At 38.1% G+C, this 23,402-nt stretch carries 16 protein-coding genes, 1 pseudogene and 1 riboswitch; of the genes and pseudogenes, 3 read left to right on the top strand and 14 right to left on the bottom strand.

Annotation, left to right across the window (positions count from 1 at the left end):
* Window positions 1–38 precede the first annotated feature (38 nt).
* The 7 genes from IGK77_RS11595 to mgtA form a co-directional block, all read right to left on the bottom strand.
* On the bottom strand, window positions 39–1,130 hold the full coding sequence (locus IGK77_RS11595; protein ID WP_074799886.1) for a DUF916 and DUF3324 domain-containing protein: 1,092 nt from the start codon (window positions 1,128–1,130) through the stop codon (window positions 39–41).
* Window positions 1,131–1,284: 154 nt separating this feature from the next.
* The gene (locus IGK77_RS11600) at window positions 1,285–2,022 is read right to left on the bottom strand and encodes a WxL domain-containing protein (protein ID WP_019724077.1); all 738 of its coding nucleotides are present in this window, start codon (window positions 2,020–2,022) and stop codon (window positions 1,285–1,287) included.
* A 17-nt stretch (window positions 2,023–2,039) separates the two neighbouring features.
* Window positions 2,040–2,828 (bottom strand): WxL domain-containing protein, encoded by a 789-nt coding sequence (locus tag IGK77_RS11605; RefSeq protein WP_074799883.1) that lies wholly within the window; start codon window positions 2,826–2,828, stop codon window positions 2,040–2,042.
* 38 nt (window positions 2,829–2,866) lie between these two features.
* A complete protein-coding gene (locus IGK77_RS11610) occupies window positions 2,867–3,592 on the bottom strand; it encodes a WxL domain-containing protein (protein WP_071867178.1) in 726 nt (241 codons plus the stop codon).
* Window positions 3,589–3,963 (bottom strand): LPXTG cell wall anchor domain-containing protein, encoded by a 375-nt coding sequence (locus IGK77_RS11615; RefSeq protein ID WP_074799881.1) that lies wholly within the window; start codon window positions 3,961–3,963, stop codon window positions 3,589–3,591. Before IGK77_RS11615 ends, IGK77_RS11610 begins: the two co-directional genes overlap by 4 nt.
* A gap of 32 nt (window positions 3,964–3,995) precedes the next feature.
* A complete protein-coding gene (locus IGK77_RS11620) occupies window positions 3,996–8,840 on the bottom strand; it encodes a beta strand repeat-containing protein (RefSeq protein ID WP_081355925.1) in 4,845 nt (1,614 codons plus the stop codon).
* Between the two features lie 1,494 nt (window positions 8,841–10,334).
* A complete protein-coding gene (gene mgtA, locus IGK77_RS11625) occupies window positions 10,335–12,983 on the bottom strand; it encodes a magnesium-translocating P-type ATPase (RefSeq protein ID WP_071867180.1) in 2,649 nt (882 codons plus the stop codon).
* Between the two features lie 341 nt (window positions 12,984–13,324).
* Window positions 13,325–13,497: riboswitch (M-box (ykoK) riboswitch) on the bottom strand.
* Window positions 13,498–13,640: 143 nt separating this feature from the next.
* On the opposite strand from mgtA, the gene ndk reads away from it, so the two are divergent.
* Window positions 13,641–14,075 carry a nucleoside-diphosphate kinase gene (gene ndk / locus IGK77_RS11630; RefSeq protein ID WP_074799875.1) on the top strand — a complete coding sequence of 145 codons (435 nt, stop codon included), beginning with the start codon at window positions 13,641–13,643 and terminating at the stop codon, window positions 14,073–14,075.
* Between the two features lie 181 nt (window positions 14,076–14,256).
* Here ndk and IGK77_RS11635 read toward each other — a convergent pair whose 3' ends face one another.
* The 4 genes from IGK77_RS11635 to IGK77_RS11650 all read right to left on the bottom strand — a co-directional run bounded on the left by IGK77_RS11635 (window position 14,257) and on the right by IGK77_RS11650 (window position 19,937).
* Window positions 14,257–15,123, bottom strand: coding sequence for a helix-turn-helix domain-containing protein (locus IGK77_RS11635; RefSeq protein WP_071867182.1), 867 nt, complete (start codon window positions 15,121–15,123; stop codon window positions 14,257–14,259).
* Window positions 15,124–15,410: 287 nt separating this feature from the next.
* Complete coding sequence (locus IGK77_RS11640) at window positions 15,411–17,489, bottom strand: LTA synthase family protein (RefSeq protein WP_074799948.1); 2,079 nt, start codon at window positions 17,487–17,489, stop codon at window positions 15,411–15,413.
* A gap of 312 nt (window positions 17,490–17,801) precedes the next feature.
* Window positions 17,802–18,350 (bottom strand): hypothetical protein, encoded by a 549-nt coding sequence (locus IGK77_RS11645; protein ID WP_080674330.1) that lies wholly within the window; start codon window positions 18,348–18,350, stop codon window positions 17,802–17,804.
* Window positions 18,351–18,542: 192 nt separating this feature from the next.
* On the bottom strand, window positions 18,543–19,937 hold the full coding sequence (locus IGK77_RS11650; RefSeq protein ID WP_074799873.1) for a glycoside hydrolase family 1 protein: 1,395 nt from the start codon (window positions 19,935–19,937) through the stop codon (window positions 18,543–18,545).
* Between the two features lie 304 nt (window positions 19,938–20,241).
* Here IGK77_RS11650 and IGK77_RS11655 point away from each other — a divergent pair, with 304 nt between their 5' ends.
* The gene (locus IGK77_RS11655) at window positions 20,242–20,658 is read left to right on the top strand and encodes a hypothetical protein (protein WP_071867184.1); all 417 of its coding nucleotides are present in this window, start codon (window positions 20,242–20,244) and stop codon (window positions 20,656–20,658) included.
* 352 nt (window positions 20,659–21,010) lie between these two features.
* Window positions 21,011–21,193 (top strand): hypothetical protein, encoded by a 183-nt coding sequence (locus IGK77_RS11660; RefSeq protein WP_071867185.1) that lies wholly within the window; start codon window positions 21,011–21,013, stop codon window positions 21,191–21,193.
* A gap of 172 nt (window positions 21,194–21,365) precedes the next feature.
* Here IGK77_RS11660 and IGK77_RS11665 read toward each other — a convergent pair whose 3' ends face one another.
* The 3 genes and pseudogenes from IGK77_RS11665 to IGK77_RS11675 all read right to left on the bottom strand — a co-directional run bounded on the left by IGK77_RS11665 (window position 21,366) and on the right by IGK77_RS11675 (window position 23,114).
* Complete coding sequence (locus tag IGK77_RS11665) at window positions 21,366–22,082, bottom strand: deoxynucleoside kinase (RefSeq protein WP_438713199.1); 717 nt, start codon at window positions 22,080–22,082, stop codon at window positions 21,366–21,368.
* 16 nt (window positions 22,083–22,098) lie between these two features.
* Window positions 22,099–22,539 (bottom strand): nucleoside 2-deoxyribosyltransferase, encoded by a 441-nt coding sequence (locus tag IGK77_RS11670; protein ID WP_071867187.1) that lies wholly within the window; start codon window positions 22,537–22,539, stop codon window positions 22,099–22,101.
* Window positions 22,539–23,114: pseudogene (locus IGK77_RS11675) on the bottom strand (TIGR00730 family Rossman fold protein). The gene IGK77_RS11670 and the pseudogene IGK77_RS11675 overlap by 1 nt, the downstream one beginning before the upstream one ends.
* Window positions 23,115–23,402 lie beyond the last annotated feature (288 nt).

Consider the following 23,402-nt stretch of genomic DNA (forward strand, 5'->3'; position numbering starts at 1 on the left):
ATTTGATCAGTCAGACGTTGTTTTATCAGGGATTGATATTATTTATTTTCAGATTCGTCTTCATCTTTTTGTTTTTTTCTTTTCCAAAAAATAAATAGAAATAAAAGAATCAATAATAATAGGATACCGAATAATAGATACATCCACGTATTGTCTTGTTCAATCGTCACATCTTTTTCGTTTAATTCCCTAGCAACTTCACCTTTGATTTCAAAGTCTTTTTCAAATTCCCATTTATATTTATAGATTTCTTCAGAGCCACTAGAAGTTTTAACTTTGTATTCCCCATCTGCAGCTTTTTCACCGTAAGCAGTCATCTTCATCGTATACTTCCCTGCTTCCAACTTTTCACCGTTCAAAGAAATGGGGTAAGCAAAGTGAGAATTAGGGGCCATTTGCATACTTTCCGTTTGGCTGTCGTAGAGCACTTCAGCTGATCCTTTTTTCGTGATCGTTGTTGCTACGTTCAATTGATTCAAGTAAACTGCTTGAGGATTTTGCAAATGTACATTGATCACATTTCTCGCGTTGACTTGTGCCGGTTCCACTTTCGTTGCTTTGAGATCAGGCTTGATAGTTGTCATATTTTGACGGATCAATAATGCAACTACGTAAGAGTACTCATTTTTGATGGCTAAGCCTTTATCTTCTGAAGAAGAGTCCTGGGTGTCATCCGTTTTTTCTTTAAAAGTGATCCCACCTGCCATGACGCCATCAAATTTTTCTGCTGGCATAGTGACTGTGATTGGCACTGTCACTTCCGCATGTTTTGGTAACGTCACTTCTGGCTCTGCTTTCGCATAATCTTTTAAATTGTAAACCAAACTATTATCGGGTTCAATTTTATTTTCACCATACTCCACCACACCATTCAAATTAGTTGTTGCACTGTTGATCGTGGTTTCGATCGTGATGTCGTTGTCTGTGTCATTGCGTAATTGGACTTCGATTGTTTGCTGTTTGTCCGGTTCCATCAATAAATCGAAATATGTTTTTTGTTTATCGATTTGATTTTCGGGAATCACTGGGGTAACCGCAAAATTAAATTCTGATGCAAAAGTTGATTGGACTGGAACCATACTTAGCATGGCAACCATGAGGCTGACAATAAGGATAAATCTTTTTTTCATAATATTTTTAACTCCCTGATAAATTAGATGTTGGCGAGCTATGACAGAAGCGTTCTATCCCTTCAAAGGTAACTAATATCACTGCGTTGCACCAATTTTTTTGTGGTCAAGACAAAAAGTGCTTTCACTCTTGCCTTGACCAGATTGTTTTATATTAGTTTCCTGGGGCATCTGTTAACGTCCAAGTGAACGTTGTTTGGTAAGCTTTTGCGTATTTTGTCGTTGAGCCTGGTACTTCTAATGCAATACTATTTTTCGCAGTATCCACTGAATTTCCCCAATCCATCAAATACGTTCCAGCACCTTCACCATTTTTCGCACTCATCACTAATGATTCACTACCACTTGGATCTAAGCTGAAAGTTGCAACGCCTGTTGGTTTTGCTGATTGTGAACCAGTCACGACATTACCATTTGATAATGTGATTTTTGCACCTGTCAATTCTTGGTCTTCCGCTGTTTTGAATTGTGCATTTTGTTTTACTTTCAATGTCCAACCTGTTTCAGTTCCGCGGTTGTCAGATACTTGAACAAAGTTTGGTCCTTCTTTTTCAACATCACTTGCATCTTTATATTTTTGTGCTGCAGCATAGTATGTTTGCGTTTTTGACGTGATTTTTTGTTCACCGAAGACAAGACTTGAAGCAAAGTCGATCGATAATGGACCATTTGTACCTGGATTTGGCTTACCATCAGGATTTGTTGGATCAACTGGCGTTACTGGTTGTTCTGGATCAAGTGGATCAACTGGATCAGTCGTCTCTGTATTCGGCACATAATTGATCACACCGTTTGAAGTATATTCCCCACCATCAGCTGCCGCTACGCTAACTGTGCTGAATACTCCGCCTAATAACATTGTTGATAATAAGATCATTTGTGATTTTTTCATTTTTATTTTCTCCATTCTTAATTTCCTGGTGTATCGGATAGATTCCAAGTTAATATTGTTGAATACGTAACTGCATCTTTCGGTGTTTTACCTGGGATGGTCAATGAAACACTTTTCGTAACCACTGAGGATACGTCTTTATTTTTTTGGTCTTTCATTGTGATTGTCTCCACTTTGTCACCCCATGCTTCGATCCATGTGCCAGAACCTGCATCTTGTCCAGCACTTAGAACAATCGATTCTGCACCGTTTGGATCTAAGCTGATTTCAGTGGTCGCAGTCGGTGCAGCCACACCTTCTGCATTTGATTTGACTACCGGATCTTGCAATTTTATTACCGCGCCAGTCAACGTTTTGTTTAATGTGTCATCGTTCTTAAATTGACCGTTTTGACATACTTTCAATGTCCAACCAACATTATTGCCTCGGTGATCAGATACTTGGACATAATCTGGCGTAACTAGATCCGAAAATGTGCCATCGTCATTTACATAAGTCTGTGCTTTAGCATAATAGGTTTCTGTTTTATTCGATATCTTATTCATGCCGAAATCAAAACTTGAAGCAAAGTCGATTGATAGTGGCCCTTTTGTTCCTGGTTCTGGGGCCGTTCCATCTGGATTAGTTGGATGAACCGGTTTATCTGGATCAGGGTCAATTGGATTGACTGGATCGGTTGGTTCCGTATCAGGTATAAAATTGACCGTACCATTACTTGTATACTTGGCTTGATCGACGGCTTGGACGGTACCCGTTACTCCTGTCAAAAGACTAATGATCATTAAACCACTTACTGTTTTTTTCATACGATCCCCCAAAGTGATTCCTTTTTCACATCTTTCTTTTATGGCGCTGGAGTAGATTTTAGGCTCCATGTCAATGTGGTGCTATACTCTTTCGCTAATTTGACCGTTTTACCTGGCACGTTAAGTTTTACAGCAGTTGCGCCTTCTGTTGCATCTGTACCAAATTTGTAGATCCACGTTCCCATCCCTTTACCTGCATCAGCAGTCATCAAGACTGATTCATTTCCAGGAGTCAATGTATTTTGTGTCACTAGATCTGGTTTGTATTGATCATCCATGATCGATGCACTTGCACCGTTACTTAAGGATAGTACTGCACCTGATAACTCTTCTGCTGCGGCAGTTTGGAATTGCGTATCTTGCTTGACAGATAAGCTCCAACCTTCTTGTGTTCCACGTTTGTCTGTTACTTGTACATAGTTAGGTCCGTCTGTACCATTTGTGAATGTTTGGACTTGCGCATAGTAATCTTTAGTAACAGTAGTGATTTTTTGTTTACCAAATTGGAAACTTGAAGCAAAATCAATTGATAATGGTCCGTTCGTGCCTGGATTGGGCCCATTTGGATCAGTTGGATCTACTGGTACTACCGGACTTGTGGGATCAGTTGGGTCAACCGGATCTGTTGGATCGGTATCTGCTTCAAATGCGATCACACCATTTGTCTCATAGCTTGCAGTTTCATCCGCAGCAAATACTGTGCTTGTTCCTACTAATGTACTAAATAAAATAATTCCAGCTGTTAACAATGTTGTCTTTTTCATTTTTCTCTTCTTCTCCTTTTTATACCAATTATTATCAACACGATCAAAAGAAGGAAACTTCCAATGATCGTAAATTGTTTACTCCTGTATTCTCCAGTTTTTGGTAACTGTTTACTATCCCCTTGTATCGCCTCTTGCTGATCCACAGTTGTTCCAGAGGGCGTTTGATCGTCTTGAGTAGAGTTGGGTAAAGTGGGGTCGCCCACTCCTTCTTCAGAACTGCTACTTCCAGCTTCAGGATATTCATAGGTGCCATAAAATCCTGTGACACCCTCACTTTTAAACGACTGCTCTTCTTCTGCTAAACCAATTGGCGTTTGTGTAAAAAGAAATCCTAACAACACAAGGATCTTCCACCTTTTTTTCTTCATCTTTCTCACCTATTCTCTATCGTCGTGTTTTTCTATGGGTTACCGGGTGCTGCAACCAATGACCATGATAACGTTCCTTGATAACTTCCGATTTTTTGTTTTTCCGGAGGAACAGTTAACTTGATTCCTTTGTTGTTCGCTTGTCCCCACTCTTGATTGACAAGATATTCCCCATTTGTCGTTAGTGTCTTTTCTTCCACGATTACTGCATTTGGACCGAGTACTGTGTTCGTTGTACCGTCTGTAAATGAAAGTGCATTAGAAAGTTGGGTTGTCCCAGAAGTCAAAGGTTGCTTTTCAGTAACTGTCAATTGCCAATTGTCCCGTTCAGAACCTCTTGTATCTTTCACGATCAAACCACCTTCGATCCGTGGCCAGTACGTTTGAGTTGTTGTCTTAACTTTTTGTGTCTCGAAATTCATCGTGTTTGGGACTTCTTTAAGTTCTAAAGTCCCTGTAATCGCTACATTGACTATTTTTTCTGTCGTTATTCCATTTAGTCGATAGCTATACGTCGTTGAAACATTTTTTAAAACTTCCGCTTCTGTCGTATCCTTGATTGCTGAAAACGTTGTGTCTGTCAACGTTGGTACTTGATTCGCACTGCCATCGGCTAAGATCACTTGTGCCAGTGTTCGTTGATTCAACTCTTGTTGAGACGTCAACGCATTGGCATCAGATAAACTCATCCGAACATCTTTTGCATAGACTGCAAAACTACGATCCGTCGAAATCGTTGCTTCATTTTTTACAACGATCAAGTTTGCTTGTTGTTCCTTTTCATTCCCCGTCGTACCGACTTTATAATCAATGACATGTTTTCTGGAAACTTCATCTGCTGCTAGCGGTTGCTTGATTTCGTCCATTACATCAGCGGTGATCGAATCCGTAAAGAATGGACGTCCCTCTGCCTCCATCAATGATAAAACTGATTGTTGATCGACTAAATCTTGTGCTTCTTTTTCAGAAATGATCACATTTCTAGCAGAAAGCTCAGCAGCATTCGAATACTTCACTTTGACCTCATAACTGTATTCGCTATCTGGCGATTGCCAATCGATCGTTGATGAATCTTTTTGTTCAGCAATCGTTGTAGGTGTGTCGCCAATTTTTGAACTGTTGATTTCTGCTTGGTACAACCATGAACCAGTTATGTGTGTTTCTGGCGCAAAGCTCAATTTTGGCGTGATACCCTTTCCTGATGGAATCACCAAGCGTCCTTTTTGAACTTTTGTACCTGCGGTTTCTGTTCCCCATGCATTCAAGACTAATGGCGCATTCCCTTCTTTCACTTCACTGACGTTATGAAAAATACTTCCTTCGCCTTGAGCGATTCCAGGATTTTCTACTTCATAATCGATAACTGAACCAGGTATTGCAATACCATAACCACTACCGGATTTTGAGACATCGTTATCCCCGATGAAGCTTTTTCCAGTTGTTTTTTCAGTTCCTCTGAAATTCAAAGGTGTTAGCTTTGTTGCATTGGCAATCGTTGGATTGATTGTCAAAACTTGATAGGCTTTATTTGCGCCGAACCATGTACCGGTACTATCTACTTGCGTTGTTGAATCTCCAGTAGTTGACTTGATCCAGACTAATTCATCTTTTGCAGGATCAGGAAACTCGACATCTGAAATATTGACTTTTCCTGTTCCAGGAATCGTTTCTAAAGTGGCTTCATCCTCTATAGTCAACTTAGCTGCAGAAATTAAGTTACTAGAAGTTGAAACGCCGATCCCAGCATTTTTTGACAAATGGATGTTTCCAAATGAATGATAGGTCGTTGCATGATTGGCAGCAGTCGCAGATAAGCCGTTTTTGATATTTCCGCCATTTGCCATTAATTTCAATCCATTTGTTACATTTAATTCGGTGAAATTGACGATGCCTAGTCCAGTAAGATTGATTGGATCTGTTTGATAGCTGTTTGTACCATCGACATTTTCACCAAAATTGAACACGACTTTGTTTGTACTGGCATTAGCAATCGTATTCGTAAAGTTATCACTGGCTGAACCACCGGATAAACCATTGATACTAACAGCTCCTTGAACATTAGCGGTAACGTTCCTCAAAATTTTCCCACTGCTGATATTGGAATACTGTGTAGCATACAGATTACCAATACTAGAGCCCTCCGCTTGGATATTCATCTGGATCGAACCATTTTGGGTGTATGTAGCATAACTACCACCATCCCCATAAATGCTCGCACCATTTAATGAATCCACACCTGGTTTGGTAAAGATATTCAGCGTAATCGTATTGTCCGTATTTGTCCCCAAATTCGTGTTTTGTCCATATGGTCGCCCCCCTGTGATATATGTGTTACCTGGTAACTTGAATTCACCGTCATAGTTTCGTAAATCAATGAGTAAACTAGCATTTCCAAGTAGTGACCCATAGTTTGTGATACCACCAGAAAAGCCGTTAGAACCAGTTCGAGGAGTACCAGAGAAGTTCCCACCATAGATGCGATTATCTGAATTCCCAGTAACAGTATGTCCAGCACTTGCGCCATAGGATGCACCCATTGAAGCATTAATGACTCCTTCATAAACGGTCACTCCTACGTTTCCGACAATTTTTTTGTCATCCCATCCGCCACCAGATAAGAACCAGTCTACTTGACCATCATTGACGATGGTTTGTCCGTTACCATACACACGTGTCCCTGCATAGCCCGTACCTTCTAACGTATCAGCGATTCCACCATTCAATATGTTTGAGCTATTTCCTTCAATAACCCCCGAATAAGAACCACCATATGTCCATCGCGCTACGGTATTATTCAATATCGTTTGTGTATCTCCTTTAATGTAGATGTCCCATGTATCATTTGAAGCAGGATAGCCACCTCCACCTACAACGTCCCAAACCGAAGCTTCTCCACGATTTTTCTTCGTGGTCGAATAGGCTAAATCGGTTGGCATTGATCCGGAATAGGCAAAGCCAGCTCCGCCGATTGAACCATCTGCATTAGCCGTCCCAACTTCAATCGTTGTGTTGCCTTCGATGTAGCCACCGCGACCTGCTGCTGTTGTCCAAATGGCGCCATTATTGAATGAACCACTGACTAATTTTGAGGTGATGTTACCGAAGACTTTGAACTCTGCCGCAGCTTTGGCTAAATCAGCTCTTTGTTGTGGTGTATACGCATCATAGGTTGTTTCATTTGATGCCCCAATCCCACTTTTATTGAATTTAACAACGTTATTGCCGGCGCCCCCATTGAAGTCATTGATTCCACCGGCAGATGGGGTTCCTGCTTTGATCGTATTTGTGATATTCCCAGTGACCGTACCGGTATAACGATTGCCACCTTCAAATTCTGCCCGTCCAGCACTGTATAAACTACTATCCAAATTTGTTTCGATTCCGTCAGTTGAACGATTGGTTCCGATATTTCCTCGAGAGGACCCACCGATGAATCGTTCCCCTGCGCCGTACCAACGACCATAACCTGAAATGTTATTGGTTACTTTTCCACCAATATTCCCGTAGATGACACCACCATAAAAGGTACTTAATTGAAACCCTGTTGCACTATTGGTAATCCCGATAGTAGTAGATACAGTTCCCGTAACATTTGCTGTATTTGTCGCACTGGTTCCATTTCCACCACCGTACAAATTCGTGATTCGTCCACCAGCATTATTGATGATCGTAGAGACGTTTCCATCAATGGTACCAATATTAGCTCCTCCTGCTAGTGTATTGATTCCCCCATTATTCGTATTGTTGATAACGATACTCGTATTCCCTTTCAGCGTGCCACCATTTTGATTACCACCAAAGATATTCCATGTATAAGAACCTGTCGTATTGATAGTGATCACCGGATTCCCTACGACATCTCCTGAATTGGTTCCACCATAAATTGAAATACCGTTACCGTTTGCTCCTCCATTCAAATTCAAGCTGTGTCCATTCATATAGAAGTAAGAGCCGGTATAGCTAATATTTCGTAAAGTAATCGTTGAACCAAAGTAAGCATTCGCTGTAAAAGCAAGTGTTTTTGCACCAGATGGTACCGTTAAATCTTGTGTGATTGGATCATCTGAATGGCCAGTGATCACTAGTTGATTTACTTTATCTTTTAATGAGGCAAACGTAGCGTTAGTTGCATCGACCGTACTTGGAATATTGTTAGCGACTGTAGCAGCTGTTAATGTGACGTTTGATCCAATATACATGGCGTAATCTTGCATATTGCCCGCATGATACAAATCATTTAATGCCGCTTTTACTCCGGCATCTGATGCAGCATATGTTTGGTAAGCTTGCGTGCTATCTGTGGGATTTGGTACAACAAGTACTTTCGTCTTATCCGCTGTAGCAATCGTATCTTTGATCGAAGCATCTGTACTTTTTAAAGAACGGAATGCCTGTTGTTTGAATACTGCTTTTAGTTGCAGATCCTTCGTCACTGTTAATTCGCTGATTTCTTCATTTGTATAGAGTTTGCCTTCAACTTCCCAACCGTTCAATGGTTGCTCATCCGCAAAAATCGGGATATCACTACTTGCTAATTTTTCGTTTTCCTTAACTGTCAGTTCTTTAACTTCCGCTCCTGATTCGAATAAATGAGTGCTATCTGTCATAAAAGTTAAAGTAAAGTGTTTTTCTTCAGTCATCGATTCTTGTGTCTGTGCCTCTGACTGTTTCACCTCCTCTTTTACTGATTCTGTTGTCTGTGTGACTGTCTCTTCACTTTGCATGGTTTGATCAATCGACTCTTCTGTTTCAGTTGTGGGTGATAGAGTGACTGCATCATTTTCAGCATCCACTGCCTGCACGACGATTGACAATGGAGAAGTTATCCCTGAAAAAAGAAGCATTGCGGCAACACACATAACAATATTTTTTTTCATTTTATCTTCCCTTCTGCTTCATACAACAAAATTAACTTATTGATAATTATTATTGCTTGCTTGATTCTTTTTGTATTGTATAATGTAAAATCCAGTTATTTTTAAAAAATATTTCTTGATTACTGAAAAACGATTAACTTTTTTCAGAGCATATTATTTGACTTTAAAAAATAACAAGTGATTTTAATAATTCACTTGAAAGTGAAAAAAGCTGTTATATCAACGTTAATCACGTGTCGCTAATTCGCATGATTTCCCTTTTTCTTCTTATTTAATTTTCTGTCATGAAAAACGGATGAAATTTTCATGAATTATAATGTAGTAAAGAACCCGCCATTTTTTCAACGGCTATTTTCAAGAGTGTTTTTTGTTGTTTTTTTATTTCGATTTTCGCATGATAATCTTACTTTTTTTGTTTATACTCATAGAATCACCGTGCTCGCTTTACTATGAAGCTAGTGATTTGCTTCAACAAGCATAATAAATCACAGTTAAATTTCTTTCATCAACTTTCTCTAATTGTTTTCTTCTCGCCAATAGCCATGCGTCATCTCTTCAAAAATGAATACATCCTATTCCCAAACACCATTTTCATAAATAAGCCATCATTCATAAAAATTTGTAAAATACAATTTTTCATGAATGATGGCTTATTTCGTTTGGACACTTATGTTCCGACCTCAAAGGATCAATTTTAGACTCCACTGTTTTCTACTCAAACCTCTGTAACAAAAATTTTATCTACCTGTCTTAACAATATTAGCTACTGATCTAAACAAACAGCTATTTTTTTAAAAACGATAGCACAACTATTCGTGACCGCAACCCCAACTACACTCACTAATAATTAGTTATTCGCTTAAATCTGCTTAGAGTAACTGCGACAATATATCATTCCCGCTTCTATTGAAGCCACGATTCCCAGCATACTCTTATGATCGTATTTTCCAAGAGTATTTCCCCGTCGGATTGCTTCAATTGATCCATTCTTCGCCCCCTTATCCCGTTGCGAGTCAAGAAATGAGACAAATGATCCATTTGATTCAATGTTTGATCGAACTGCTATATCAATGGTTTATCGTTATCTAGTGTTTCTTAAAATCAAGCATTTTGAGTCTTCATCGAATCATAGATTTTCTTTATCCAACATAACAATAGCTAACAACGGGTAATAATAGATTGCTTTTAAACAATCGTTCAAACATATTGTATAACGCTTGTTTCCGTTATATTTAAATATAATTTATTCTTTTTTGAAAAATTATTTAAATATAACTTACGCGCGTACTTGACTTTTTTAGTAGCGCAGAAAAAAAATAGATTAGGTATTTAAAATACCTAATCTATCAGCGTTTTACTATTGATGGAACGATGCAGCGATTCACTAAAATTTTATAGAATAAGCGAACCATTTAAATGAAGTTTATTTTTTTATTGAAATCTTACCTGAAGGATGCTCAAATCCTCGTACTAAAGTGCAGAAAAGACTTTCTTTTACAATAGTTCTCCAAATTTATTGATATAGATTTTTTTCATGAATGTAACTAGTCCTAAATATGCAATAACTGTCACGATCAACCAGATCCAATAGTTACCTGGCAATGGTAACAAACCTAGTCCTTCACCAAAATTAGTAAATGGAAGAACCGAACCTACTAGAATGCCTAATGTTGTAATTGAAAACATAATAAAAGTGGCATTACTTTGCAAGAAAGGCACTTTAGGTGTCCGTAACGCATGTAGTACTAGGGTTTGGGTCCATAAAGATTCAACAAACCAACCAGCATGGAACAATGCGATAAATAGAACTTGTTGTGAGCCAGTCAACGTATGGTAACTTCCACCAACCACTGCTGGACAAATCACAAAGTACATCAACAGATAGGTCGTGATGTCAAAAACGGAACTCGTAGGTCCGAAGTACACCATAAATTTGCCAATACTTGATGCTTCCCATTTTTTTGGTTCATGCAAATATTCTTTATCCATTCTATCCCATGGCAATGAGATACAAGATACATCATAAATCAAATTTAAAAATAAAATTTGTAACGGTAGCATAGGTAAAAATGGAAGGAATGTACTAGCTACCAAGACAGAAAACATATTGCCAAAGTTTGAACTAGCTGTTGCTTTGATGTATTTCATAATATTGCCGAAAGTCTCTCTACCTGACAATAATCCTTTTTCTAAAATCATCAAATCTTTTTCTAACAAGATAACATCCGCTGATTCTTTCGCAATATCTACTGCTGTATCTACTGAAATACCGATATCTGCCACTTTCATTGCTGGTGCATCATTGATACCATCGCCTAAAAAACCTACTGTGTGGCCATTGTTACGTAAGGCGGTGGTTAATCGTGCTTTTTGTTGCGGATTCAATTTGACAAAGACATCATGTGCCTCAGCAACTTTTCCTAATTCCTTATCAGACATCTCAGCAATTTTCTCGCCAGTGATCAATTCATTGATTTGTAAGCCTACTTGTCGACAAACAGAACGTGTGACCAACTCGTTGTCACCCGTCAATACTTTTACAGCAACACCATGATCTTTCAAAGCTTTCAAGGCTTGTTTGGTTGTTTCTTTTGGTGGATCAAGGAAAGCAAGATAGCCAATCAAGACCATTTCTGACTCATCTTTCACTGAAAATTCTCCAACCACACTTGGATTCGTTTTTTGCGCGACACCGATCACACGCAAACCATCTTCATTCAAGTCCTTCACTTTCGCCAAAACTGTTTCTCTTTGTTCAGCAGTCAATGGTTTGACTTCACCACCAAGGTCGATGTATGAAGAGATACTTAACATTTCTTCGATCGCACCCTTTGTGATCATTTGCGTTTTCCCAGCTGGGTCAGCCACCACGACACTCATTCTTCTACGTTCAAAATCAAAGGGGATCTCATCTACTTTTTGATAACGAATCTTCTCTGTATCTAACGTCTCAACTGCTTCATCGATAATGGCAACATCTAAAAGGTTCTTTAATCCAGTTTGGTAGTAACTATTCAAATAGGCGTGGCGCAGTACTCGGTCATTTTCATTTCCTTCACAATCCATGTGGTATTCTAAAATAATTTTATCTTGAGTCAATGTACCTGTTTTATCTGTACAAAGGACATCGATCGCACCAAAATTTTGGATGGCATTCAGATTTTTGATGACTGTTCCTTTTTTCGCCATGGCACTAGCACCTTTGACCAGATTTGTCGTAACGATCATCGGTAGCATTTCTGGTGTTAACCCAACAGCGACTGATAAGCCAAACAAGAATGCTTCTAACCAGTCTCCTTTTGTAAATCCATTGATCACGATCACAGTTGGTGCCATCAATGCCATGAATTTGATCAACAACATTGAGGTTTTTTGGATGCCTAATTCAAAGCTTGTTTTTATCGGTTTTTGCGACAAGTTTTGTGCCACATGTCCAAACATCGTGTCGTTCCCGACAGAGATGATGATACCTTCTGCACTACCACTGATCACATTACTTCCCATGAATGCAATATTTTCATAACTCGTTTCGCTTTGTGTTCTTCCAGAGCACACAGTCGCATGCTTCTCAACGGGATAGCTTTCACCCGTTAATGCCGCTTGTGAGATAAATAAATCTTTAGCAGAAAGCAACCGCATGTCTGCTGGGATCATATCTCCGGCTGACAAACGAACTTGATCGCCACAAACAATTTCCTCCATAGGAATTTCTTTGTATTCACCATCTCGTTTTACGGCAGCTGTTACTTTCACCAATGATTTCAACTTTTCAGCAGCTTGGTTCGAACGTACGGATTGGATCAAGGTCATCGTGCCACTGACTAACACCATGGCAAAAATAATGATTACACCGAACAAATCTTTATCTGCTGGAGCAGCTAATAGATACTCGGTGATAAAAGAAATAATTCCTAAAGCAATCAATACTAATGTGAAAGGGGTGATAAACGCCTTGATCACTTCTACAATAAACGGCGTTTTCTTTCCATATGAAATACTGTTATTTCCATAAGTTTCTCTTAAATTTTCAACTTGTTCTGAAGACAAGCCTTTTTGTGTTGTTTGAAATAAGTCAAATAACTGTTGCTTATTTTTACTAGCAAAACCAGCGTAGACTTTTCTTGTTTCTTTCTTTTTTTCCATCTCGTGTTCCTCCTTTGATCTTATCAAGCACATACTATATCGCTGTGCGCTTGATCGTTTATCTAATCAACGGAGACAGAGTGTTTTAAAGGCGCTGAGAACAGATAGATAATAGTCTCAACATACCAACCCTTTGTCTCCTTGTACACCGGACTTTCATCCATTTGTTCTCATCTCCTTTCGTTTACTTAAATTACTTCCTTGGCCTACTAATGGATACTTCAACTTCCCAACTTGATCACCCTCTAACACCTTTTTATTTGAAAAAACAGATTGGTGAGAAACAAAAAACCTTTCGCCAAAACTCAGCGAAAGGTCAAAAAAGTGCACAAAAAAAAGCATGGATGATCTACTCGTTGAGTTTTGGCACTATACAACGTAAAAAGCAAAAGAGCTTTTAGCTACCTTATGAAAAGCCTTATCTCGACAATTCCTGTTCTACCCATTGGCGTCTCTCGACATTTTTGGGCAGTAGCCTATGTTTGTATAGGAGCCTCACCTAACAAATCTTATTCAGTTTTTCCTCACCTAATGTAACAACTATTGGCTGGAATGTCAAACACATTTTCAAAAAAATTGAAACTATAAGGGATTCGTTTGTCATGTTTTCTTTCTCTAGGTATAATGAGCTTATCACAACAGATCGGAGTGAAGGATATGGAACGTACGCTTGTTATTATCAAACCTGATGGGGTAAGACGTCATTTGATTGGCCGAATCATCCAGCGTTTTGAAGAAAAAGGATTCGCAATCGCTGAAATGAAATTCGCGACGATGACTGAAAAACTAGCAAAAGAACACTATCAACATCTATCTAATCGAAGCTTTTTCGATGACTTGATCGACTATATGACTTCTGGTCCAGTCGTCTATCTGGTATTAACAGGTGAAGATGTGATCGATCTCGTACGCAAAATGGTCGGTGCAACAAAAGCAGCCGATGCTGTTCCTGGGACGATCAGAGGCGACTTTGCCTTACCTGGAACAGAAAATATCATTCACGCTTCGGATTCACGAGATGCAGCCAATACTGAGATCACACGTTTCTTTCCGCCATTCGATACAAAGAAAGTAGAAGATGCGAAAAATTGAATTTTTTGATCACTGACTTTTTAAGTGCATCATTTTTTTGATCAAAATATTGATATGCCAGTCCTTCTGATAGGGGTCATACGTCACACGTTTAGTGAGAGTATTGACTCAATACTAGAGGGACTGGTTTTCCTTTTGTATTAAGTCAAATACCCACTAAATAGCCGCTCTCACCAAATCTCTAGCGTTGTGCTTGGATAGACCATAGTTTTTCTTCTAATTCATCTCGCTCTTCTTTGCCTAAGGTATACTCGATCACTGCAAATAATGACTCAAATTCCTCTTTTTTGATGGGTTCCCCTAAAGCTGTAGCGATCAATCGACGATAATAATCGGACATCAAACTCTCGTAAATGACTGCTGTCTTTGATTTCAAACCTAGACAACGATACATATCTTCATTGATACTTCGTGCTTTTTTATATCTTTTTTTGTCGATATAATAGACAGTCAAATTCTTCAAAAAAAGAAACAAACACTGATCATAACCTGACTTCATTGCTTTACGCATTCTTTTTTTAATTTTCAAATAATTGTTTTCGATAAAGGAATCACTGAAAATAAAGGGAAACTCTGCTAATAAGTCTAGTTCATATCGACCAAATTCTTTCATTTTCATAAAGTAATCTTCGATCATTCGTATCTCATATCCCAAAAATTCCAATTGGATATCTGGCTTCACACTTGATTTCCAATACATATGTATATTCAATACAAGATAGTAAAGATCAGCCGTTCGCTTAAATTGCTTGCGATTGTCGGCAATTTCTTTGTAGGGATCAAAATCTTCCTCCTGTACTTTATTCAATAGATTGCGTGTTTTTCTCGTTTTCCGTGGTTCTTCCACTTGATTTCGTAGCGATTCGTATTCAGTAAGTGTGATATTCAATCGATCAAGGAATGCCATCAGTGTTAAAAAAGAAATTTTTTTGATCGTACGATTCTCGATCCCCACAAGCGAAGTTTTTGAACAGATTCCCTCTGCCAATTGTGACTGTGTCAACTTGCGACTTACCCGTAATTTTTTGATCAATTCTCCATCGTGCATAATATGCCTCCTTTAGTGTGTGCATTTTCCAATAAGATCCTCTTCGTCAGAACAACAACCGAAAAAGAGAACTAACTATCGAAATATTTATTGCATTCACTAATTAAGTACGCATAAATAAAAAAAATATTTGAAGAACAATAAAAAAACTTCTAAAAAGTGAAAATTACAACTTTTTAGAAGTTTAGTAAGGTTGTGAAAGAAGCGCTTTGACCTGAACACCGTTTATCATAGGTTGTGAAAGAAGCGTTTAGCTAGCTTGCTCCTTCACCGACATCTAGCCATGTCTATGGTTTGTCCGCCAATCCATCCTCTGCGGGGTATAGATTGGTTGTCGTTTGATCATGGTTTTTAGAATAGACACTTGTTGAGGCTGCACCTTTTTCTTTTTCAATTTGTTGATTCCGTTGCACTTGATTCTTATAGTCATACTTTGCAGGATCGATCGTCGTAAATCCATTTGGCACATAGAATCGCAAGAGATTTTCTTGATTGAGTTTATCAGAAAGACTCAAAGCTGTTTTTACCTGATTTTGTTCTTGTGCGACTTTTTGTTCCGCTGCTTGGTTTTCTTCAAGTAATGCCCCTGTTTTCGTATCATAGATTTTTCCACCTAGTACGGTGTAATCCGGCGCGACAAAATTTCCATTTCTAAATGCCACGACTTGATCATGTTGAGGTGAAAGTAAATCTGTACCAAAATGGATATAATTTTTATCCTCGATTCCTAATAAATGGAGTAAAGTTGGTAAAACATCGATTTCACCACCATACTCATGTTTGACTGTTCCTTTTGTATAACCTGGAATATGGAACATCAGCGGTACTCTTTGCATCTGCGCATTATCAAAATCGCCCCATGTTTCTGGATCTTTTCCTAGTGCTGAAGCAAGGTCTTTATTGTCCGTATTCGAGATACCAAAATGATCCCCGTAAATCACGAACATCGAATGGTCATAAATCCCAGAAGCTTTCAAATAAGTAAAGAACTGTTTGAGAGACTGATCCAAATAATGAGCCGTTCGCACATAATTATCAACGGTACTATTTCCTGTATTCAACGAAGGAAAATCAAAGTTTTTGTCATCTGTATAATAAGGGGTGTGATTCGTGACAGAAAGAAACTTCGCATAAAATGGTTGTTGCAAATGTTCGAGATAGTTTGCGGATTCTCGAAATAGATTTTTATCTAAAATACCATAGCCAAGCATCTCATCTGAATCATCGAAATATGAGCGATCAAAGAAATTATCATACCCTAGATTTTTGTATACATGATCACGATTCCAGAAACTACCGACATTCCCATGAAAAACCGCACTGGTATAGCCTTGTGTCTGATCCAAGATGGCTGGAGCAGCTTGGAACACATTATCTGAACCTAATTCTGTAAACAACGAACCTTGAGGCAACCCAAACGTTCCAGTTTCCAACATGTTTTCAGCATCACTAGTTTTCCCTTGGCCAACTTCATGGAAAAAGTTATCAAAACTGATTGTTCCTTGGTCGGTAAAGAGACTATTTAAAAAAGGAGTGACTTCTTGTCCATCTACTTTCATATTGATCAAAAATTGTTGAAAACTTTCCAAATGCAATACGATCACATTTCTTCCTTTTGCAAGTCCAAACATCTCTGGATCAGGAGCAGCGTAGTGAGATTTGGTGTAATCGAGAACTTCATCTAAGCCATTGCTGCTTGCGTGCGCTCTGACACTACTAGTGATCCCTGTTTTTATCCCATCATAGATCGTATAGGCATCAAGTCCAAGATATTTGACAATATAAGAACGATCGAATGTCCGTTGCAATAATTGAGGGCGATTCGCTTCACTCATTGCCAGATTCCCAGAGAAGATCAAAGCAGACAAACAAGTCACCGCAACCGCCACTGGCTTACGCACAGGGGGTGCCTTCAATGGTATTTTTTTTATAAATACGCGAATCAGCAAAAAAGCAAAGACAGCGATATCGATCCAATATAAAATATCATGTGGCTTCATCAGAGAAAAAGAGCTACCAGACAATCCTTGGGAAACCTTGGAGAAACCTAGTGCTGATTTAACAGTAATAAAGTCGGTGAACTCACGATAGAAAATAATATTCAAATATAGCAATAATGTGTTTAAAAAATCGATGATAAATAAAACGATCAAACTTGTTCTGACTTTCTTAAAATACAAGGAAATACCAAAAAATAATAGTGTTGTTGCTATTGGATTGATCCATAAAATAAACGTTTGGATGCTTCCTTCTACGCCTAAAGAAAAATCAGTGTAGTAAGCAAAAATCGTTTTCATCCAAAAGAAAAAGCCAGCAATCAAAACGATGAGTACTTGATGTTGGCCAATTTTTTTTAGTTGTGTCAAAGTCACCACTTCTCTCTAAATTATTGTTCCTGTCTATTTTGCTCCTAAACATTTCGTTTTTGCTAAAAAAGTCTGATTTTTTACTCTTTTTTATAAATTAATAACTGGTGTTCTACAGATGCTTTTCTGCTTTCCGGAAAGTAAATGCTTCAAAAACAAGGCGGAATCTAGGCAAATTGCTTTAATTTGCCTAGATTCCGCCTTATTGATCAGAGCTGAACATTTCTTGCGCCAACTCTTCAACTAGCTGATCTCAATATTTTTATGTTCGAAAATTTGAACTTTTTTCACTTGTTTATGCGCTTGTTGCTGTTACGGTCCAGTTACTACACTAGAATTAGTCGTATTGGACGTCTCTTCAGAGGAAGAGGTGGTGGTTTCAGTTATTTCTTGGATTTCTTCTGTCGTCTTCCGCCATTCAGTCAAGCGTTGATTGACCATTTCTGGGTCTACTTTTTCAGAATAACTAGAAGATACCTTTCCATTTTTTAACCGTGCGACTTTCTGTTTATCTTCGGTCAAAAGCAGCACACTCAAGTGCTTGTCTCCGTGTTGGACTTGCCTGATTGAAATGGCACTTAATACATCATTCACATTGATGAATTGATTTTTTTCCTTGTCTTTTGGCAGATAAATCTCTAATTCTCCCTTTTCATAGTTCGCTACAACTTCGTAGTCCGCCCACCAATAGGTTGAAAATTCTTTTTTGAATTCATCTACTGAAGCTTTATTTGCAATGGTTGTTTCTGGTTCTTTGTGCGCAAGATCAGCGGTCATTTTACCAGAAAATACTGCGGATAACATAAGTATTATAAAAAAGCCAATTAACCAAAAGAGAAGAAAAGGCCTTTTTTTTCGCATACCTTCTTCCACTCCCATTCAAATTTACCTAATCTATTATATACAAAAAATGAAACGTTAAGCGAAGAAATTAAAGAAAAAGATAAAAAATAACACATATTAATGTTTTATAAAAGTGAAAATCCCGAGATCATCGTGAATCTCGGGATCATTTTTAAAATTAAAAAATTTCAAAAAAGAACAAATTTCTAATCAAAGAGAAAAACTATTTGTATCAGCTACTTCTTTGAACCAGTAGCCAGATTTTTTGATCGTCCGTTTGCCATCAGCTAGATCGACTGAAATAAAGCCATAGCGATTTTTATACGCATTCGTCCATGACCAGTTATCCATACACGTCCACATGTGATAACCTAAGCAGTTCGCACCTTCTTCGATTGCTTGATGCACATATTTTAAGTGTTCTTGGACAAATTCGATGCGATAATCATCATGGATCATTCCGTCAGCTTCAATAAAGCGGGCTTCATTTTCAACACCCATACCGTTTTCTGAGATAAAACAGTCGATGTTGCCGTAGTTGTCTCGAACATTGATCAAAATATCGTAAATACCTTTTTCATAAATCTCCCACCCGCGATAAGGATTCATTTTACGTCCCGGCATTTCATAGTTATCAAAGTAATCTTCGGGCATTGGGCCGTTTGTTGTATCGACTGCTGTTTCTTTGGCTTTGACACGACGTGGTTGGTAATAATTGATTCCTAAAAGATCTACCGTATTATTTTTGATGATTGCTAGATCTTCTTCTTGCATGTCCGGAAGAATCTCTAGCTCGGTTACGATCTCGATCAATTCTTGTGGAAATTCTCCTTTAACAGCGGGATCTAAAAATGAGCGATTGAAAAAGGCATCGGCGATTTGCGCAGCTTTCACATCGGCAGGATCGTTCTCATTTCTTGGATAGCTAGGTGTTAAATTTAAGATGATCCCGATTTTACCGTCTTGTTTTGTTTCATGATAAGCTTTGATAGCTAAAGCAGAAGATAGTGCCTCGTGATAGCCAACTTGAACTGCTTTTTTCATATCCGACTCTTCAGGATAATGCCAACGATATAAATAACCAGCTTCAACAGGAACGATGGGTTCATTATGCGTGAACCATTTTTTTACCTTCGTTCCAAATAATTCAAAACAAGTTTTGGCATACGTTTCATAAGCTTCGACAGTTTCACGAGCGAACCAACCACCTTTTTCTTGAAGGTACATCGGCATATCGAAATGATACAAGTTAACAAATGGCTCAATACCATGTGCAATCAGTTCATCAAAATAGCTATTGTAAAATGCGACTGCTTGGGGATTGACTGCACCTGTTTCATCTGGAATCAAGCGACTCCATTGAATAGATGTCCGAAATGAATTATGTCCGGTTTGTTTCATCAACTGGACGTCTTCTTTATATTTGGTATAGACTTGCGACGCTTTTTCCGGACCGACTTGATCAAAGAATTTTTCTGGCTCTTTGGAAAACCAATAATCGAAAATATTGTCTCCTTTATGATCGCCAGGTATCCGTCCTTCTGTTTGTGGTCCACTTGCTGCAGAACCCCACCAAAATTTTTCTGGAAATTGATATGTTGTCATTTTTGCACCTCGTTGATTCTTTTCATTTATGTTTTTTTATGTCGCATATCACAATACAGCAAACGTTTTCTCCGCTTACAATCATTATTATAAACCGTTTTCCCAAAAAAGACTAGACCAATTAAGATAAATAATAAAATTGAATCAATGAGACTAAAAATGTTTACTTTACTTCCCAGCAAACTTCTCCTAGAACCACTCTAAAACACCAATCGCTTCAAAAACTTACTTTTTGTAGCCATTTATTTCATGTTGCTGGATTCAATGGTATAATCACTTTATCCAATCAACTGGGGGCATTATTTTGAAAAAAACATTGATTTACTTTTCGTTGATTTTTGCCTTATTCGCTTTTTCTGGCTGTAATCAATCAAATCACTCAACGGAAGAAACAACGAATACGACCACTTTTCAGGCGGATAAATCTGATATAACAAATAGCACCTATACACTGAAGGTCCGAAAAAACATGGACCTTGCCAATGCAGAGATCAAATTTAAAGATGACACGATGGAATGGACACGAACATATGCTGAGTCTGAAACTGATACAGCAAACGCATCTCCAGAGAAAATCGTGTTAACCGATGTCAAGATCACAACTGAAAATGAGGAGTATACGATTGTTGGTAAAAAAGACGGTTCGACTCAGACTTTTCATTTTAGAAAAATCGGTAATTTTCGTATAGAAGATGAAGAAGGTAATATCTATACGTTATAGTGTGAGTGCACAACATAAAAGCAACAGTCGAGACAGAAATGTTTAACCTCGAAAATTAAGGCGCCATCCACGAAAGTTGTTCTTCTAATTTTTGTGGATGGTACCTTATTTTTCGAAGCGGTAACTTCTATTCCGCCGTTTATTCAGTTTTAGAATATGCTGTCCCACTCATGTTTCTTTTCATTAGATCGTGCATCTTTTAGCCATTTTTCACTATGAAAGCCCACAATGATGAGTCAATTTTCTGACACGTGCTAATCGCTAAAAATTCTAAGTTTTCTTAATTAATTTTGTTTCTATCCTGTGTTTCTGCTATAGTAAAGAAGCACTTGATATACTAAGGAGAAAGAATATGCAGACAGCAAATACTCAAGATTACTGTACCTGTACGACGAACCAAAATGTACACACAGAGATCAACGACCAAGGAAGAGCCAATTTTTGTGACCATTGCCATAAAATGATCGAGGGTTCGAATCAACCTTTTGAGTTTTTTACAAACCGAGAAGAGTCGAACAAAGAAACAAATAATTAAAAAAAAGAGCGCGGAACAGAAGTGTTTAGTCTCTAAAAATAAGGCGACAACTACAAAAATCATTCTTCCTTTTTTTGTAGTTGTTGCCTTATTTTCTAAGAGATAGCTTCTAGCTCCAGCATTTATTCAGTTACAGGTTGAAAACAAAAGCGAATTTTGCTTTTGTCTCGCCTTACATAGCACCTGACGAATCTAATTGCTGTCCTTTAACATGTTGATTGTCGGTATAGTAACTTCCAGACTGCTGTTCTTCTAATTCAGCTAATTTTGCTTGGATCTGCTCTATCACGACTTGTGCATCTTCAGGTCTTTCAACAAAATCAAAGGCATCACCATCTATTTGGATTTTTGGACAAACATCAAAGTCTTCGTACCATTGATCATACCGTTCATTCAATGAGCGGTAATACTGATAAAGCGTTTCATCACTATCCAATTGTTCATAGTCTCGCCCACGTTTTTTGATTCGTGCCAACATCGTATCAAGAGAGACTTTGATATGCACGAGTAGATCGGGTCTTTTTTTAGGTGCAACATCATCTAATTCATGAAGCATCGTATCTAAGAGGTTATCGTATTGTTGGACTTCAATATCTGACACACGACCTAGATCAGCATTTAGATGAAACAATAAACTGTCTTCATAAATCGAACGGTCCAATACGTTATCATCATGGTTCAATGCATTTTTCATAGCTAAAAATCGTTTATTCAAAAAAAAGATTTGTAATAAAAACGCATATTGCTCTGGATTAGAGTAAAACAAAGGTAGTACCTCGTTGTCCTCTACATTTTCATAAAAAGGTGTTGAATCAATCTTTTTGGCAAGCATATCGGTCAAACTACTCTTTCCTGCGCCAATTGTTCCTGAAATCAATATCACTGACATCTAATCCCTTCTCATTCTATAAATATTCGCCTTTATAAGCACTTTTGGGTAACATCTTAAAATCATATGCTTGGATCGCTTCGAACGTTTTTACATATGAATGTAAACTTTGTGTGATCATCAAATTAGTTGGTACCGTTTCTTCTTGAAAAATGATGATCGGTTTGTCCATCATCGTGGCAACGCCTAATTCATAGGCAGTGCCAGGATCGATCGTCTGATGTTCAAAATCTAGGATTGCTACGACTTGCTCTGCCGAGGCAAGTTCTTTCATGTCTCTCTCGTAGACTTCTTGCGCCCAGCCGCCACTAAACATCTCATAATTACTGTGTTGATGGTGTCTTGGTGAGTAGAAACTATCCACCGTTGGATTGGCAGTCAATGCCCTTTCAACCTGAGCAATCCGCTCGATTTGTTCCTCTGAAAAGAAAGGTCCTGCTAAATAAATATAACTCATTATTTAATCTCCTGCATCATTGATTTCGTTTGTTTTTCTGTTGCACATAATTGATTGATCAGCTCAAAAGGATCATTTGAAAAATAAAGATGGTTGAGCCATTTCTAAGCCATAAATCCTTCTCTCGCGAAATTCCCAATCAATTCTTTCAATCCTGAATAATACCCATGAACATCAAGGATACCAATTGGTTTTTCTGGTATCAAGCCGATCGCCATCCAGGAGAGTAGCTGCGAAAATTCTTCGAGTGTACCTAGTCCTCCAGGAAACACCAGCACTGCCTCCCCTTTTTCGAATAGTAGTTCCTTACGTTTATCGATCGTTTCCGTTGGTATAAACGTGGTAACATCTGTTTTTGGTAATTCTTCAGAAAATAGCCCGACTGGATAGATCCCTGTTACTCGTCCGCCATTTTGTAAGATCGTACGACTAAAAACACCCATGATACCCGAATCTGAGCCACCATAAACCAATTCAATTTGTTTTTCTGCCATATATTTTCCAATCGTTTCAGCTAACAGAAGATACTTCTGATCTTGCCCAAAACGTGAACCACAAAAAATAGTCAACTTCAAAAAAAACACATCCTTACTAATCGATCTACCCTTATTCTACTCTTGTTTTTTTAAAATAAAAGACTAGATTTAGTTGTATTTTAGTGTTATGCAAAATAAAAAACACTATATATAGTGTTTTGTCTTCGGGTGAAATTTCAATATATTATGTTTTAATACCATTTTTTAAATAACTAAAAACTAAAAAAACGTATGGTCTTACTTTGTGATATTCTCTTTCTTTCGACTTTCTTGCGAATAACATTTGACTTCTGTTGAAGAAAGAAATCCATTTTGTTTCTTTTGTTA

The organism is Enterococcus sp. DIV0806c, from assembly GCF_051710905.1.
Lineage (GTDB): Bacteria > Bacillota > Bacilli > Lactobacillales > Enterococcaceae > Enterococcus_B > Enterococcus_B mundtii.

Bases quoted from the DNA above. Each gene is read 5' to 3' on its own strand.
- IGK77_RS11595 (WP_074799886.1), bottom strand. From the start codon at position 1,130: ATGAAAAAAAGATTTATCCTTATTGTCAGCCTCATGGTTGCCATGCTA.
- IGK77_RS11600 (WP_019724077.1), bottom strand. From the start codon at position 2,022: ATGAAAAAATCACAAATGATCTTATTATCAACAATGTTATTAGGCGGA.
- IGK77_RS11605 (WP_074799883.1), bottom strand. From the start codon at position 2,828: ATGAAAAAAACAGTAAGTGGTTTAATGATCATTAGTCTTTTGACAGGA.
- IGK77_RS11610 (WP_071867178.1), bottom strand. From the start codon at position 3,592: ATGAAAAAGACAACATTGTTAACAGCTGGAATTATTTTATTTAGTACA.
- IGK77_RS11615 (WP_074799881.1), bottom strand. From the start codon at position 3,963: ATGAAGAAAAAAAGGTGGAAGATCCTTGTGTTGTTAGGATTTCTTTTT.
- IGK77_RS11620 (WP_081355925.1), bottom strand. From the start codon at position 8,840: ATGAAAAAAAATATTGTTATGTGTGTTGCCGCAATGCTTCTTTTTTCA.
- mgtA (WP_071867180.1), bottom strand. From the start codon at position 12,983: ATGGAAAAAAAGAAAGAAACAAGAAAAGTCTACGCTGGTTTTGCTAGT.
- ndk (WP_074799875.1), top strand. From the start codon at position 13,641: ATGGAACGTACGCTTGTTATTATCAAACCTGATGGGGTAAGACGTCAT.
- IGK77_RS11635 (WP_071867182.1), bottom strand. From the start codon at position 15,123: ATGCACGATGGAGAATTGATCAAAAAATTACGGGTAAGTCGCAAGTTG.
- IGK77_RS11645 (WP_080674330.1), bottom strand. From the start codon at position 18,350: ATGCGAAAAAAAAGGCCTTTTCTTCTCTTTTGGTTAATTGGCTTTTTT.
- IGK77_RS11650 (WP_074799873.1), bottom strand. From the start codon at position 19,937: ATGACAACATATCAATTTCCAGAAAAATTTTGGTGGGGTTCTGCAGCA.
- IGK77_RS11660 (WP_071867185.1), top strand. From the start codon at position 21,011: ATGCAGACAGCAAATACTCAAGATTACTGTACCTGTACGACGAACCAA.
- IGK77_RS11665 (WP_438713199.1), bottom strand. From the start codon at position 22,082: ATGTCAGTGATATTGATTTCAGGAACAATTGGCGCAGGAAAGAGTAGT.
- IGK77_RS11670 (WP_071867187.1), bottom strand. From the start codon at position 22,539: ATGAGTTATATTTATTTAGCAGGACCTTTCTTTTCAGAGGAACAAATC.